The organism is Luteimonas sp. TWI662 (assembly GCF_039673825.1).
Classification (GTDB): Bacteria; Pseudomonadota; Gammaproteobacteria; order Xanthomonadales; family Xanthomonadaceae; genus Luteimonas.
On sequence record NZ_JBDJMI010000024.1, the window covers coordinates 1 to 16,234 of the forward strand.

The window sequence follows — 16,234 nt, forward strand, 5'->3', positions numbered from 1 at the left end:
CTTGATCGTCTTCCGGTCGAACATCCCCTCACCCTTGCGCCCTGGAATCAGGCATCAAGCGTAACGGTGGCTGGCAAAGGACTCCCCGCTAATCTGCGAAGAACCTTTTTTATTGCACTCTGACCCCTGTTTTCAGACCCCGGTGTTCAGGGGCGGGCGGCGGCGAAGGCGTCGGGCAGGGTCTGCACCTGCCCGCAGCGGCTGGGGTCGTAGCCGGGCAACAGGCCGAGTTCGCGGCCGAAGCCGTCGCTGCGCAGCAGGGCGAGCAGCCCGCGCAGGCGGCCGGACTCGAGCACGTCGTTGTGGCACAGGAAGAAGTAGTGCTCGGTGACCAGCGGGTGGAAGTCCAGCCCGTAGCGCCGCGCCGGGGGCTCGAGCGCGAAGCCGACATCGGCCAGGCCGCTGGCGACGTACGCAGCGACCGCGGCATGGGTCAGTTCCTCGACGTCGCAGGCGCGGATGCGGTCGAAGGCGATGCCGTGATTGGCCAGCATCGTCTCGAACAGCAGACGCGTACCCGAGCCGGGCTGGCGGTGGATCACACGGATGTCGGGACGCTCCAGATCCTGCAGCGTGCCGATGCCCAGCGGGTTGCCGGCCGCCAGCACCAAGCCCTGGCGCCGCATCGCCAGGTGGATCACCCGATCGGCGTCGAGGTCGAGGCGCGGACGGTAGTGCGCGAACAACGGCGCCTCGAGCATGCCGATCGGCAGGTGCAGGCCGGCGATATCGCAGGCGCCGGTCCGTAGCGCGGTCAGCGCGTCGTCCGGGCTGCGGTATTTGAGGTCCAGCGCCACGTCCGCTGCCGCCATCTCGCGGCGCAGCGTCTCCACGCCGAAGCCGTGCGAGGCGTGCACGCGCAGCGGCCGCGCATGTGCGCCCACGGTGCGCTCCAGTTCGGCCTCCAGTTCGGTCGCCAGGCTGTCGAGCAGCGGCGACAGGCGCGCGGCGATGCGGCTGTCGGCCCAGACCAGGCGCTCGCCGATCGCCGTCAGCGACGCCCCCCGCCCCCGGCTCATCCGCAGCAGCGGTTGCCCGAATACCGCTTGGGCGTCCTGCAACCGTCCCCAGGCGTAGCGATAGGAGACGCCGGCCTGGCGGGCCGCCGCCGCGAGCGAGCCGGTCGCCCGGACGGCCAGCAGCAGCTCGACCAACTGCGACGATAGCGCGACACCGTCGGTGTTCTCGAGTGTCCACTGCGGTTGGATCCGGACCTTGTACATCGCGACTCCCGCCCGCGCAGGCGGGCCAAATAGGCTCTTGAAAGCCGATTATTAGACCAATGGCGCTTCACTGACAGCCCCGATGCGGCTACCGTTGCGACACTTTGTCGCAGCCAATATGCATTTCACAGCATATTTGCCGGCGGCGCCGCATCCGGCTGACCGATTCGGGAGGATCCATGGCCAACAGCACCTCAGTTCCGCTTCCTGCCGCCGCGGCGCCATCGGGCGGCCTGCTGTCGAAGGAACGCATCATTGCCAGACCCGGCTTCAACCGCTGGCTGGTTCCGCCGGCCGCGCTGGCGATCCACCTGTGCATCGGCATGGCCTACGGCTTCAGCGTGTTCTGGCTGCCGCTGTCGATGGCCGTGGGCATCCATGCGCCGGTCGCCTGCGCGCCGGAGATGGGCTTCTTCGCACGCATCACCTCGGCCATCTGCGACTGGCAGATCAGCGAACTGCAGTGGATGTACACGCTGTTCTTCGTGCTGCTGGGCTGCTCGGCCGCGATCTGGGGCGGCTGGCTCGAACGCGTCGGCCCGCGCAAGGCCGGCTTCGTGGCCGCGCTGTGCTGGTGCGGTGGCTTGCTGATCTCCGCGCTGGGCGTCCACCTGCATCAGATCTGGATGCTGTGGCTGGGCTCGGGCGTGATCGGCGGCGTCGGGCTGGGCCTGGGCTATATCTCCCCGGTGTCGACACTGATCAAGTGGTTCCCCGACCGCCGCGGCATGGCGACCGGCATGGCGATCATGGGCTTCGGCGGCGGCGCGCTGATCGGCAGCCCGCTGGCCGACATGCTGATGCGCCACTTCGCGACCCCGACCTCGGTCGGCGTCAAGGAGACCTTCCTGGTGATGGCGGTGGTCTATTTCGTCTTCATGATGGCCGGCGCCTTCGGCTACCGCGTGCCGCCGACCGGCTGGAAACCCAAGGGCTGGACGCCACCGCCGGCGTCGAACAACGCGATGATCACCCAGGGCCACGTGCACGTGAAAAAGGTCTGGGGCATTCCGCAGTTCTGGCTGGTGTGGGCGGTGCTGTGCCTGAACGTCTCGGCGGGCATCGGCGTGCTGGGACTGGCCTCGCCGATGCTGCAGGAGATGTTCGGCGGCCGGCTGATCGGCGTCGACGCCGGCTTCGGCGACCTCACCGCCGAGCAACTGTCGGCGATCGCCGCGATCGCGGCCGGCTTCGTCGGCATGCTGAGCCTGGCCAACATCGTCGGCCGGTTCTTCTGGGCGTCGATGTCCGACAAGTTCGGCCGCAAGCTCACCTACTCGATCTTCTTCGTGCTCGGCATCGCGCTGTACGCCGCCGCGCCCACCCTCGGCAATGCCGGTTCGATCGCTTTGTTCGTCATCGCGTTCTGCGTGATCCTGTCGATGTACGGCGGCGGTTTCGCCACCGTGCCGGCGTACCTGGCCGATCTGTTCGGCACCCAGCACGTCGGCGCGATCCACGGCCGTCTGCTCACCGCATGGGCGGCGGCCGGCATCCTCGGCCCGCTGGTGATCGGCTACATGCGCGAGTACCAGCTCGGCCTGGGCATGCCGCCCTCGCAGGTCTACAACACCACGATGTACATCCTGGCCGGCATGCTGGCGCTGGGCCTGGTGTGCAACCTGCTGGTGCGCCCGGTGAACGCGAAGCACTTCATGACGCCCGAGGAACTGGCGCACGAGAAGCAGCTGGCGCACGAGAAGGTCGACGCCAGCGGCAAGTCGCTGATCTCCCAGGAGGACATGGACCGTATCGGTGCGGGCGGCAACCCGCTGCTGGTCGCGTTCTGCTGGGCCGCGGTCGGTATTCCGCTCGCCTTCGGCATCTGGAAGACGCTGGAGAAGGCACTGGTGCTGTTCTCCTGATCCCTCGCCGGCGGGCGCGCATGCGCCCGCCCTCACCTCGAGCGCCATGACCCAGCCCTCCGATCCCGATCTGCCTCAAGGCGCCGTGCTGCGTCCGGTCGAACGCTGGCGTGGCGGCGCGGGGCGCCAGCTCGACGACGCCATCGCCGAGGAAGTCCCGGTGGCGTTCGTCTACAACGATGCGCCGTTCGCGGTGATGATGGCCACGCCAGCCGATCTGGAGGATTTCGCGCGCGGCTTCGCCTTGAGCGAAGGCATCGTCGAACATCCCGACGATGTCGCGATCGAGCGTATCGAGCACCTGCTCGAGGGCATCGAGATCCGCCTGCGCATTCCAGACGCGCGCGCCGAGGCGCTGGCCGCGCGCCGGCGCAGCATGAGCGGCCGCAGCGGCTGCGGTGTGTGCGGTAGCGAACTGCTGGAAGCCGCGCTGCGCGTGCCGCCACCGGTCGCGGCCGATGTCCGCATCGAGGTCCATGCCCTGCAACGCGCACTGCGGCAGTTGCGCGACAGCCAGTCGATCAATGCACTGACCGGCGCCACCCATGCCGCCGGATGGGCCGCGACCGACGGCACCCTGCTGCTGGTGCGCGAGGACATCGGCCGGCACAACGCGCTCGACAAGTTGATCGGCGCACTGCATGGCGCCGGTCATGCGCTGGACGCGGGCTTTCTGGTGGTCACCAGCCGCGCCAGTTACGAAATGGCGATGAAGGCCGCCAGCGCGGGCATCGCGCTGATGGCCGCGATTTCCGCTCCCACTGCGCTGGCGATCTCACTCGCCCAGCACGCCGACCTCACCCTGATCGGCTTCGCCCGCGACGACGGGCACGCCGTCTACACCCACGCGCAACGGCTGCTGCCCGAGTCGGCCCCGTCGCCGCCCGCAGCCCCGCGCCCCGGCAGGAGTTCCACGCCATGAGCAAGCATCCGATCCGCAAGTACGACGCCCCCGCCGGTGGCTGGGGCGCCCTGAAGAGCGTCGCCAAGGCGCTGATGGACCAGAACATCGCGGTCGACGGCGCCAAGACGCTGCTGCGCGCCAACCAGCCCGATGGCTTCGACTGTCCCGGCTGCGCCTGGCCCGATCGCGACCACACCTCGACGTTCGAGTTCTGCGAGAACGGCGCCAAGGCCGTCGCGGCCGAAGCCACCAAGTTCCGCGCCGGGCCCGACCTGTTCGCGCGTTACAGCGTCGCCGAACTGCGCAGCTACAGCGACCACTGGCTCGAGGGTCAGGGCCGGCTGACCACGCCGATGCGCTACGACGCGGCCACCGACCATTACGTGCCAGTGAGCTGGGACGAGGCCTTCGCGCTGATCGCCCGCCACCTCAATGCCCTGCCCTCACCCGACGAGGCGATCTTCTATACCTCCGGGCGCACCTCCAACGAGGCCGCGTTCCTCTACCAATTGTTCGTGCGCGAGTACGGCACCAACAACTTTCCCGACTGCTCGAACATGTGCCACGAGTCGTCGGGCACGGCGCTCAAGAAGCAGATCGGCGTGGGCAAGGGCACGGTGTCGCTGCACGACTTCGAGCTGGCCGATGCGATCTTCATCTTCGGCCAGAACCCGGGCACCAACCATCCGCGCATGCTCGGCGAACTGCGCGAGGCGGCGCGGCGCGGTTGCGCGATCGCCTCGTTCAACCCGCTGCGCGAGCGCGGCCTGGAACGCTTCGCCGATCCGCAGGACAAGGTCGCGATGCTGACCAACGGCTCGACGCAGATCTCGTCGGACTACTTCCAGCTCAAGATCGGCGGCGATCTGGCGGCGATCAAGGGCATGATCAAGCACGTGCTCGAGCGCGACGTCGAGGTCACCGGCCAGGGCGGCGACTCGCTGCTCGACCAGGCCTTCATCGCCGAACACACGTCCGGCTTCGACGCGTTCGCCGCCGACGTGATGGCCGAACCCTGGGAGATCATCATCGAGGAATCGGGCCTCGACGAAGCGCAGATCCGCCGCGCCGGCGAGCTGTACCTCAAGTCCGAGCGGGTCATCGCCTGCTGGGGCATGGGCATCACCCAGCACAAGCATTCGGTCGCGACGATCAACATGCTGACGAACCTGCTGCTGCTGCGCGGCAACCTCGGGCGCCCCGGTGCCGGCGCCTGCCCGGTGCGCGGCCACAGCAACGTGCAGGGCGACCGCACGATGATGATCTACGAAAAGCCGCCCGCCGCCTTCCTCGACCGGCTGCGCGACGTGTTCGGCTTCGAGCCGCCGCGCGAGGATGGATACGACACCGTGGGCGCGATCGAGGCGATGATCGACGGCCGCGCGAAGGTGTTCTTCGGCATGGGCGGCAACTTCGCGATCGCGACCCCCGACACCGAGGCCACTGCACGCGGACTGCGCAACTGCGCGCTGACCGTCAACGTCACCACCAAGCTCAACCGCACCCACCTCACCCACGGCCGCGAGGCGCTGATCCTGCCGTGCCTGGGCCGGACCGAGATCGACATCCAGGCCCGCGGCGCGCAAGGCGTGACCGTCGAGGACTCGATGAGCATGGTGCACCTGTCGTCGGGCATCAATCCGCCGGCCTCCGACACCCTGCTGTCGGAGCCGGCGATCGTCGCCCACCTCGCCCACGCCACGCTCGGCGAACGCAGCCGGGTGCCGTGGCTGGCGCTGATCGAGGACTACGACCGCATCCGCGACCTGATCGCCCGCACCTTCGACGATTTCCACGACTTCAACGCCCGGGTCCGCGTGCCCGGCGGCTTCCGGCTGTCGAACACCGCGCGCGACCGCCGCTGGCTCACCGAGACCGGGAAGGCCCACTTCGTGCCGGCCCGGGTGCCGACCGACAATCCGATCCACCGCGCGCGCCGCATGCATGGCGACCGGCCGGTGTTCACGCTGGCGACCACCCGCTCGCACGACCAGTACAACACCACCGTCTACGGGCTGGACGACCGCTACCGCGGCGTGTTCGGCGAGCGCCGCGTGCTGTTCATCGCCGCCGAGGACATCGCCGCGCTCGGCATGCGCGCCGGCGACTGGGTGGACCTGGAAAGCCTCAGCGAGGACGGCGTGCGCCGGCAGGCCAAGCGCTTCCTGCTGGTCGAGTACGCGATCCCGCGTGGCTGCCTGGCCGCCTACTACCCCGAGACCAATCCGCTGGTGCCGCTGTCGAGCTACGCCGACGAATCGCGCACCCCGACATCGAAGTCGGTGCCGGTGATCGTCACCCCGCACGTGCCCGACACCGACGCCGCGGCCCCGCGCCAGCGCGACATCCCCGCTGCCGTTGTCCGCTGACACCGCCCTGCTCGAGGCGCTGCTGCACGCACTCGCCGACGCGCCCGACGGGGTCTCGCTGCCACGGCTGTGCAAGCGCCTGGGCCTGCGCATGAGCGTGCTGATGCGCATGCTGGCCTACCTGGGCGAGGACACGATCGGCGGCACCCAGGGCCTGGGCTGGGTCCGCACCGTCGATGACGGCGCGCGGACCCTGGCGATGCTGACCGACACGGGCCGCCAGGCGCTGGAACGCAGCGACGGCTGATCCACGCCGCGCCGCGGGCAGACGCCACCACGCGATGCACCACCTCCCCCGCACCGCGGGGGAGGTCGGCCCGCGCCCGCGGGCCGGGTGGGGGCACGGGCCTGCCCAGAAGACCACCTCCCCGACAGACCCGCCGCCCCCCGCGAGCGGCCACTTGCCCTCGATCGGCTTGCCCCCGGCTCACCCCGTCGCGCGAACGCGCGCCTACTGACAGCCCGCGGGCGCCGCAGCGACGATCGCGGCGAACCCCGGTGTCGCCGGCGACACGTACGGCGTCAGCCCGCCCTTGCCGGCGGTCGCGAACACGTAGCGCGCCAGGTCCATGTCGGCTGGCAACCAGTTGTCTTCCAACAGGGCCAGCGAGCGCGCATCGTAGAGCGCCAGCATGTCAGGGACCGCGCCAACCGAGCGGGTCAGGTCGCCCGGCACGCCGTGCGCCTGGCAGTGGGCGTCCGCGTACCGGACCACGCTGCCTTCCACCCGCAGCCCCGAGGTGTCGCGCACGTCGCGCAGCAGCGCGGCGACCCAGTCGTCGAGGTCGTCGCCCTTGCTGTTGACACTGTTGTTGAGCAGCAGGTTATCCTCGAACGCCAGGCGCCCGCCCACGCGCACGCTCAGCACGTCCTTGCGATAGCCGTAGAACACATTGTTGAACAGGTGCGAGCGCCCGCGTCGCAGCAGCGGCACCCGGCGCAGTCCGTTGTAGGCGCTGGCGCCGAACACGTCATCGGTGGTCACGTACAGGTTGTTGTGCACGGTGCTGGTGATCTGCGCGTCGATCGTATGGCTGTCGCTCGCGCCGTGCAGCGCGGCCCGCTTGACGTTGTGCAGCCGGTTGAACGACACGGTGATGTCGTACGCACCGACCTTGACGTCGTAGGCCGAATCGCCGGTGTTCTCGAACGTGTTCTGGTGGATCCAGATGTCGTGCGAGGCGCCGGTCGAGCGCACCATGTCCGGGTCGAGGTTGTGGTCCTCGGTATGGCCGACACCGACGAAGCGGTTGTTGGTGACGATCACGTTGCGCGTGCTGTGCGTGGGACTGCCACTGCTGTCGGCGCCGATCTTGAAGCCGCTGAAGATGAAGCGCGCGTTCGCGCCGCGGCCGTCGATCGTGGTGTTGGAGCGCACCATCGGCAGCTTGAGCGCATCGAGGCTCGAATCGTTGAGCCGCGCGTTGAAGAACGTGTCCTCGCACGCGGCGGCCTGCACGCCGCGGTTGCTGCACCACAGCCGGTGATCGCGGCACTCGGCGGCGCTGGCATTGCCCAGCGCCGTGCGCACCTTCGGGTCTTCGCAGCCGTTGCGGTACATGCCGATCTCCGTGGGCGCAGCGAAATCGACTTTGTCGAAGACGATCCAGGTCGGCGTGTCGGTCCCGATCGCCTCGAGGATCTGCTGCTCGGGCGATACCGCGCCGCTGTTGCTGATCACGACCAACGTGCTGCCGCCGGCCGGCGCGTAGCCACCGGTGGTGCGGTACCCGAAGCCGACCGGGCTGCCCAGCGAATCGGCCAGGCACTGGACGATCGCCTGATCGCTGGTCAGCACCGGCGACTGCCGCCAGTTCATCGATGGGGTCTCCAGCAGTTGCCGGCAGGCCGCCGCAATCCCGCTTCCCGGTCCGCCACCGCCGCCGCTGCCCGGCGCGACCGTCACCGCGACCGGCGCTGACTCGTAAGCGGTGCCGCTGCCGTCGAGCACGCGGACCCAATAGTGATACGTGCCCGGAGCCAGGCCCGCATCCGCATAGCTGCCGCCGACCACATGGTCGGCCACGAGCGTGCGTCCGGCTGGATTCGCGTCGACGTCGCGGTACACCTGCTGCCGTGTCGGTGTACCGCCGCCGACCGACCAGGCCAGCTGCGCGGTCGTGCCCGACGCGGTGGCCGACAGGCTCACCGTCCACGGTGTACCGGGCGGGTTCGCGGGCCCGCCGTCGGCATAGGTCTCGAACTCGGCGACCGTCGGCGTGCCGTTGGCACTGAGAATTTCGAAGTTGAGCTTGCGCAGCGAGACCGGCGCGAACGCGATCGTGCCCGCCCCGCTGCCGGTCGCGAGCACCTGGCCCGTGCCGTTGTCGACCAGGCGCCAGGCACTGATGCGTCCCTGCTGACCGACCGCCTCCCGGATCACCGCCGCGTCCACGGTCCGCGGCTCATTCCACTTGACCGAGATCCGGCCGGTGGCCCCGCTCGGCGACCACCACGTGCCAGGATCGCCATCGATGGCGTTGCCGTAACTCGTTCCGCCGCCCTTGCTCGAGCCGTCGGCGCTCGCGCCCAGACTCAGATTGGGTCCCACCTGGGCCTGGACGCCGCCCACGGCGCACATGCCCAGCGCCACCGCCAACAGCCACTGCCTTGTCGCGCGCATCTCCGTCACCTCCTGCGAAAGGGGGCAAGCCCCGGAATTCGATCCACGAAACCGGATGCCGACGGATGGGGGGGGGGACCTGGAGTATGCACACCAGGGCGCGAAATGACCACCGGGAGACAATCAATCGAATCAATGTCTTGCGGACATCTCGCCGGGACCTGTGGCGCATGCCCCGAGGCCGTAGCGCAGCCATTGCGACGCGACAGCCGATCGCGCGCTTGCAGGTCACGGCCGGCTCACGGCGCAGCCGCGACGCTTGCGCGGTCGCAATCAACCACGGAGATCGACGATGGGTATATTCAGATGGCTGGCGCTCGGCGCCGCAGGGGCGGTCGCCTACAACGCCTGGCAGAAACGCCAGGCCGCCGCCGGCACGTCGGCGTCGGGGGCGCTCGACGATGGCAGGATCACACCGCCGCATGGCGATGCGATCACGGTTGGCGGGCCCGATCGCGAAGTGCCGGATGCGCCGTCCACGCGCCCTGCGCATTCGAGCCGGAGCTTCGGCGAAGAAGATTGAGTCGGATCGGCCGTCTCGTCGCATTGCCTCCACCGGCATTGCGATGCGACGGCCTGTCGTTACCGCGACCTCGCGTCTGCGCGGTCGCCACGTCCAGTCACGCGTGGCAGGACGTACCGACAGCCCTGCCACCGACGATCATTCCCATGCCAGCTCGAACCACCGCGTCAGCCGTTCGCCGGGCGCCAGTCGGCGCGGTGCGAGGTTGAAGGCATCGGGCGGACCGCTTTGCGGCTCGACGCAGGTGGCATGCGGGGCGGCGTCGTACACGACCCGGTGGTCGCAGTCCGAACGCAGCCGTAGCCGTTGATCGCCGCGATGCAACACGATGTCATCGCCTCCGGGAAAGCAATCATCCCAGGGGCTGGGCGCTGCAGGCGCGAGCGGCAGCGTCGCGATGCCGTCGTCGTCGCGCGGATAGACCTGCGCCGGCGCGAAGGCCACGCGTTCGGGTTTGCGGAACCAGGGATGCCAGCCGATCTCGGCTGGCATCGCGTGCTCGCCAGCGGCGAGCGACAGTGTCAGCATGATCCGCCCCGGTGCGACCTCGATCCGCTGCGCCGCGGTACCGCCGAATGGCCAATCCGCGTCGAGCGGCAGCGCCAGCGACAGCGCGACCGCATCACACGTCTGTGCCTCGACCTGCCACGGCAGCGCGAAGCCAAAGCCGTGGATCGCATGCGCACCGAAGTTCGCCGGCAGCACGTACTGCCGGCCATCGAACCGGAACCTGCCGCGGCGAATCCGGCCGACCCACGGCAGCATCGGATAGCAGCCCCAGGCGATCGTCGCCGGCAAGACGTCTTCGGGGCCGACCAGTTGCGCGACGCCGTCGTGCACGATCTGCGCGATGCGCCCGCCCGCGTCCGGCGCGACGACGATCTGGGTCGCACCGCTGCCGATGCGCAGCACCGACCCCGGCGGCAGCGGCGCGGTCGCATCGTCCCGGGCGCGCGGACGCTCGCTCTCAGCCGCCATAGGGCGCGATCGTGCGGATGCGGCCCTGTGCGTCGTGGTGCAGTTCGGTGACCTTGACGTCGCGCAGGTGGGTCACGCCGCCCGAACGCAACGCATCGTGGTAGTACAGCCACCAGCGCCCCTCGAACTCGACGATCGAGTGCTGCGTCGTCCAGCCCACGACCGGCTCGAGCAGCACGCCCTGATGGACGAACGGCCCATAGGGGCTGTCGCCGACCGCGTAGCACAGCAGGTGCGTGTTGCCGGTCGAGTACGACAGGTAGTAGCGACCGCCGTGGCGATGCAGCCAGGGGCCTTCGAAGAAGCGACGCGCGTGGTCGTCGGCGCGCAGCGGCCGGCCGTCCGCGTCGAGGATCGCCACCTCGCGCGTGGGCTCGGCGAGCCCGCGCATGTCGGCGCGCAGCCGCGCCACGCGCGGCCCCAAAGCGGGCGCCGCACCGGTCGGTTCCTCATGGGCCGCATCGAAGACGTCGTCGCGATACTTCTGCAACTGCCCACCCCAGATCCCGCCGAAGTACAGATACTGCTCGCCGTCGTCGTCGGCGAACACCGCCGGATCGATCGAGTACGTGCCGGCGATCGGTTCGGGATCGGGCACGAACGGGCCTTCCGGCCGGTCGCCGACCGCCACGCCGATGCGGAACAGGCCGTCGGCGCGCTTGGCCGGGAAGTAGAAGTAGTAGCGGCCATCGCGACAAGCGGCATCGGGTGCCCACATCTGCCGCGCCGCCCACGGCACGTCGCGCACATGCAGTGCGCGACCGCAGTCCACGGCCTCGCCGCCGGGATGGTCCTGGCGCAGCACGTGGTAATCCTCCATGCCGAAATGCCCGCCCTCGTCGTCGAAGGGCGCGCCGGCATCGATGTCGTGCGAGGGATAGATGTAGAGCTTGCCCTCGAACACGTGCGCCGATGGGTCGGCGGTATGGATATGGGTCACCAGCGGCGACGAAATCGCCCGGTCGGCCAGCGCCTGCAGGTCCGGCGCGGGCGCCGCATCGGCGTTCGGCGCGCCGGACTGGGGTGCGCCCTGGGCGGGCGCGGTCATGCCGCCGCTCCGGCAGCGCGCGCACGACGCGCACCGAGCTCGTGTTCGATCCGGGTTTCCATCGGTTTGTCGATCTCGTAGAGGAACAGCAGGGCCACGCCTGCCAGGAATGGCAACGAGCAGTACACGCTCACCGCCAGCCGGATGCCGTCGATCGCGGCCATCGGTTGCGCACTTGCGCCGGCCTCGTAGCCATAGCGCGCCAGCACCGCGGCCACCAACGCGCCGCCGATACTCAGGCCGACCTTCAGGCCGCACAGCATCGCCGAGAAGATGATCGCGGTCGCGCGGCGATCGTTCTTCCATTCCGACCAGTCGGCGACGTCGGCGATCATCGCCCACAACAGCGGGATGGTGATGCCGTAGAAGAAGCCGTGCAGGATCTGCGAGCCGAACACCAGACCGATCGCATCGGGTGGGTAGAGATAGAACGCCAGCAGGAACACGGTGGAGACCGTCAGCGCGCCGCCGAACACATTGCGCTTGCCGAAGCGGTTGGCCAGCGGACGCGACAGCCCGATCCCGAGGATCATGCAGAGGATGCCGCCGGCATTGAACAGGCTGAAGGCCGAGGTCGGCGCGTCCTCCGGCCACAGGAAGCCGGCCATGCCCGCACCGGTCAGCAAGCCGTTGAGACCGCCGATCGCGCGTTCGAAGCCGGTGCGCTCCAGGAAGCCCGCCAACGCCGTGGGTTCGAGGTAATACTGGAAGTAGTAGATGGTCATGCCGCCCTTGAGGGCGAGCGCGACGAACACCAGGATCGTCAACAGCAGCATCACCTGCCACGGCCGGTTGCGGGCCAGGTCGACCAGGTCCTGGCGCACGCCCGACGACTGCGCGGGCGTCGGCACGATGCGCTCGCGGGTGGTCGCGAAGGTGATCAGAAAGAACACCGTGCCCACGACCGCAAACAGCGTCATCACGCTCTCGAAGCCGCGCACCCGGTCGCCATCGCCCAGGATCAGCACCAGCGGCAGCAACAGCACCTGGATCACGAACTGGGCGATCATCACCGCCACGAAGCGGTACGCCGACAGGCTGTTGCGCTGGGCCATGTTGCCGGTCAGCACGCCGCTGAGCGCGGCGTAAGGCAGATTGTTGGCACCGTAGACCAGCACCAGCAGCGTATAGGTCACCAGCGCATAGGCCACCTTGCCGCCCTCACCCAGGTCGGGCGTACTGAAGGCCAGCAGCGACAGCGCGCCGAATGGCACCGCCGTCCACAGGATCCACGGCCGGAACTTGCCCCAGCGCGTGCGTGTCCGGTCGGCCAGAAGGCCGATCATCGGCGTGAACACGAACGCGCCCAGCAACCCGACGACGAAGATGATCGTCGCCGCGGTCGCCGCCGGCAACGCATAGACATCGGTGTAGAAGAACGCCAGGTAGGTGATCAGCGTCTGGAAGATCAGGTTCGCGGCGAGGTCGCCGAGGCTGTAGCCGATCTTCTCCCTGACCGAGAGGATCTGCGATGTGTCGCTCATTGGTTCGGTCTTCCCCACTGCCCCCCCGACGGCACCGGCGCGGTGCCCGCATCGCGACATCGGGTTGCCTGCGCACCGGCGTCGGGGAGGACGACGCCGGCGCGCAGGGCCCGCCCTGCGTCAGAACGTACCGCGGATACCGACGGTGAAGGTGGTGCCCGGATCGTAGAAATCGTTGACCGCATTCGGATAGGCGAAGTACGAACGCCGCTCCTCACCGGTGATGTTGAGCACGTTGAAGGTCAACTGCGGCTCCGAGCGCACGCCCTTGAGCGTGTAGCTGGCCGATAGATCGAGCTGGCCGCGGTCCTCACCGTGGATCTGCGCGAACGGGATGCCCTGCTGGTTCGGCCCCGACCCCACCGCGGCTTCCGACCAGGTATACGACAGGCGCACCGAGGCGACCTCGTTCTCCCAGTAGGCGGTCGCATTCCACATCGACGGCGCCACGCCATAGACATTGCCCGACAGCGCGCGAGCATCATTGCCCAGCGCCTTGATGTCGAGCTTGGTGTAGTTGGCCATGAAGCCGAGCCCTTCGAGCACCACGCTCAGCGGCTGGACCCAGATCGCCTCCCAGCCGCGCACCTCGAGCTCGGCGTCGGCGTTGACCTGCTGGTTGACGTTGACCGTGGCCACGTCGGGACCGCCGCGCGAGTTGATCGCCTGCTGCTGGGCATCGACCAACGTCTCGAACGGAATGCCGAGCTGGCGGAACGGCATCGTGGTCACGCCCTGGTAGGTGTAGCCCTCGATCCGCTTGTTGAACAGCGTCAGGCCCACAAAGCCCTCACCGCCTGTGTACCACTCGCCACCGATGTCGAAGTTGGTCGAGGTGTAGGGCGTGAGGTTGGGGTTGCCCTGGTTGGCGACCTGCGCCGAAATGTCGGTCAGCGTCGTGGCCGGCAGCATCGAGCTGGGGTTGGGCCGGGTCATGGTGCGCGATGCGGACGTGCGCAGCACCACGTTCGGCGCGACGTCCCAGGCCGCGCTCAACGACGGCAGCCACTCGGCGTAGTCGCCGGTCAGCGTCTGCCATTGCCGCACTTCGCCCAGCGTCACCGGCCCACTGATCTCCTGGTCGGTGGTCGCGTAGCGCACGCCCATGTTGAAGCGCAGGTTGCGGTTCCAGATCTCCGACTCGCCGTTGACCATCACGTAGGCGGCCTTCGTGGTCTCGTCGAAGCCGCCGGTGGCACCGCCGGTATTGGGACCGGCGGTTTCGGGCGCGCGGTCGCGATACTGCGCGTAGTGGGTATCACGCATGAAGCGGTCGAAGTCCACCGTCACAAAGCCGCTCGGCCCGGGCAGGATGTAGTTCGCCAGTTGGGCGTCGCTGATCTGCGACAACGCATAGGGCTGCCAGTCGGCCCCCGTGTCGCCGAAGCCCTGGATGCGGCGCTGGTTGTTGTCCCAGGACAGCCCGACTGTCACATTGTTGCGGTCGTCGCCCAGTTGCAGGTCCGCACGCAGTCCGCGCGTCTCGGTCACGCGCTTCTCGTTCTGCGCCCACACGCGCCCGCCCTCCCACGTCCAGCCCAAGGCCGGATCGTTGAGATCGAGCGCGCTGTCCCAGGTCGGCAGGCCGCCGCCGTTGGCATATTGCAACGTCGTCAATGGCGAGTTGAAGCCGATCGTCGGCGAGTCGCGAAACATCCAACTGCGGCTCAGGTTGCCCTGCACGTCCAGCTTGACCGACTGGGTGTCGCCGAACCAGAAGGTCCCGCCCGGCGTCACGTGCCAGTACTGCACATCCTCGGTGTACGGGCGTGCTTCCATGAAGAACTGTGCATTGGCGAACGTGGCGCTGGTGACGACGTTGTTCGCGTCGAGCTGCATGTCCAGCGGGATGATGTTGCCGTTGCGACCGATCAGATTGATGTCGATGCGGTCGTTGGTGCGCTTGGCCTTGGTATAGAGCACATCGAGGTAGAGCTCGACATTGTCGCTGGGCCGCAACTGCACCGAGCCCAGGAATGCATCGCGGTCGCGATCGCCGCTCATGTGCACCGGTCGGCCCAGGCGCGGGATCAATGCCTCGCCGATCTGCTCGGGCGTCAGGCCGGGATTGTGCGCCCGCAGCCAGTCGGCATCGATGACCTGACCGGGCACCAGGCCGGCCGCAATGGTGGATGCGTTGCCGGGCACCACGTCGGGAATCCGCCAGCCGTTGCCGCCGGTCACGTTGCAGGGACTGCCCAGCGACGGGAAGCCGCCGGGGGCGCCGCCGTTGCCGCACTGCGCGTTGGTGAGGTTGGGATTGGTCCAGCCGATGGTCTCGTACCCTTCCACGCCCATTTTGCCGCGCTGCGAGGTCACGCCGGCGAGCACGCCGAACGTGCCGGCATCGTTGGTCCAGCTGCCGATCACCGTGCCGCGCGGACTGGTCTTCTCGCTGATGTCGTTGTAGTCGGCCTGCAGCGAGTACGTCAGCTGGCTGCCGTTGACGTCGAACGGCCGGATGTTGCGCATGTCGACCACGCCCGACGCGCCGCCTTCGGACAGGCGCGCGGTGGGCGACTTGTAGACCGTGAGCTGGTTGAAGAACTCGGTCGGGAAGATGTTCAGATCGACCTCGCGGTTCTGGTTGGTCGCATCCAGGCCGATCGACGCGGTCGCCACCGATGCGCCGTTGATCGTGGTCTTGGTGAAGCTGCTGGGCAGGCCGCGGATCGCGATGTTCAGCCCTTCGCCGTTGACGTCGCGATTGAGCTGGATGCCCGGAATGCGACTGAGCGATTCGGCGATGTTGGTATCGGGAAACTTGCCGATGTCCTCGGCGAAGATCGAATCGGTGAACCCGGTCGAATCGCGCTTGGCCTCGGTCGCGAACTGCAGACTCTGGCGATAGCCACGCACGACGACCGCATCGAGATCGGTGGCCGAAGGCGACGCCGGCGGCACGTCCTGCGCGAGCGCCGGGGCGCCCGCCGCCCCCAACAACGCCAGACCCAGCGCCCGCGACAACGCATTCTTCGAGACTTGCTTCTGCACCGTACTCCCCTCCCGTTTCTGGTGACCGGCACATGGCGCGCCCTGCGTCGCCCATGCCATGGCGTGATGTTCGTGCTGCCCCTGCCCGGCCGGACGAACATCCAGGACCGCGCTCGAAATGATGGTAGCGCTATCAAAATTGACACGCACGCTGCGCAGCAGCATGAACGCAGCACAGGTAGAAACCTCGGCATTTGACGGTCAATTCTTCGCTCTCGCCACT

Annotated in this window: 11 protein-coding genes; 5 read left to right on the forward strand and 6 right to left on the reverse strand. The window is 68.4% G+C overall.

Annotation, left to right across the window (positions count from 1 at the left end; genetic code table 11):
* Window positions 1–146: 146 nt before the first annotated feature.
* The gene (locus tag ABE488_RS14585) at window positions 147–1,223 is read right to left on the reverse strand and encodes a substrate-binding domain-containing protein (RefSeq protein WP_346449089.1); all 1,077 of its coding nucleotides are present in this window, start codon (window positions 1,221–1,223) and stop codon (window positions 147–149) included.
* Window positions 1,224–1,402: 179 nt separating this feature from the next.
* Between ABE488_RS14585 and ABE488_RS14590 the strand changes: the two genes are divergently transcribed.
* The 4 genes from ABE488_RS14590 to ABE488_RS14605 are packed head-to-tail and all read left to right on the forward strand — an operon-like array spanning window position 1,403 to window position 6,608.
* Window positions 1,403–3,088 carry an OFA family MFS transporter gene (locus ABE488_RS14590; RefSeq protein ID WP_346449091.1) on the forward strand — a complete coding sequence of 562 codons (1,686 nt, stop codon included), beginning with the start codon at window positions 1,403–1,405 and terminating at the stop codon, window positions 3,086–3,088.
* Window positions 3,089–3,134: 46 nt separating this feature from the next.
* Entirely contained in the window at window positions 3,135–4,010 is an 876-nt protein-coding gene (gene fdhD, locus ABE488_RS14595) for a formate dehydrogenase accessory sulfurtransferase FdhD (protein WP_346449093.1), read from the forward strand.
* Entirely contained in the window at window positions 4,007–6,361 is a 2,355-nt protein-coding gene (locus ABE488_RS14600; RefSeq protein ID WP_346443763.1) for an FdhF/YdeP family oxidoreductase, read from the forward strand. Before fdhD ends, ABE488_RS14600 begins: the two co-directional genes overlap by 4 nt.
* Window positions 6,351–6,608, forward strand: coding sequence for a hypothetical protein (locus tag ABE488_RS14605; RefSeq protein WP_346449094.1), 258 nt, complete (start codon window positions 6,351–6,353; stop codon window positions 6,606–6,608). The genes ABE488_RS14600 and ABE488_RS14605 overlap by 11 nt, the downstream gene beginning before the upstream one ends.
* A gap of 204 nt (window positions 6,609–6,812) precedes the next feature.
* Here the strand turns inward: ABE488_RS14605 and ABE488_RS14610 are convergent, their stop codons facing one another.
* On the reverse strand, window positions 6,813–8,984 hold the full coding sequence (locus tag ABE488_RS14610; RefSeq protein WP_346449096.1) for a hypothetical protein: 2,172 nt from the start codon (window positions 8,982–8,984) through the stop codon (window positions 6,813–6,815).
* 292 nt (window positions 8,985–9,276) lie between these two features.
* Here ABE488_RS14610 and ABE488_RS14615 point away from each other — a divergent pair, with 292 nt between their 5' ends.
* Entirely contained in the window at window positions 9,277–9,507 is a 231-nt protein-coding gene (locus tag ABE488_RS14615) for a hypothetical protein (RefSeq protein WP_346443767.1), read from the forward strand.
* A gap of 138 nt (window positions 9,508–9,645) precedes the next feature.
* On the opposite strand, the gene ABE488_RS14620 is transcribed toward ABE488_RS14615, so the two are convergent.
* The 4 genes from ABE488_RS14620 to ABE488_RS14635 all read right to left on the reverse strand — a co-directional run bounded on the left by ABE488_RS14620 (window position 9,646) and on the right by ABE488_RS14635 (window position 16,011).
* Entirely contained in the window at window positions 9,646–10,485 is an 840-nt protein-coding gene (locus ABE488_RS14620) for an aldose epimerase (RefSeq protein WP_346449098.1), read from the reverse strand.
* A complete protein-coding gene (locus tag ABE488_RS14625) occupies window positions 10,475–11,533 on the reverse strand; it encodes a glycoside hydrolase family 43 protein (protein ID WP_346449099.1) in 1,059 nt (352 codons plus the stop codon). The genes ABE488_RS14620 and ABE488_RS14625 overlap by 11 nt, the downstream gene beginning before the upstream one ends.
* Entirely contained in the window at window positions 11,530–13,017 is a 1,488-nt protein-coding gene (locus ABE488_RS14630; RefSeq protein ID WP_346443771.1) for an MFS transporter, read from the reverse strand. The genes ABE488_RS14625 and ABE488_RS14630 overlap by 4 nt, the downstream gene beginning before the upstream one ends.
* Window positions 13,018–13,137: 120 nt before the next feature.
* A complete protein-coding gene (locus ABE488_RS14635; protein ID WP_346449101.1) occupies window positions 13,138–16,011 on the reverse strand; it encodes a TonB-dependent receptor in 2,874 nt (957 codons plus the stop codon).
* Between the last annotated feature and the right edge of the window lie 223 nt (window positions 16,012–16,234).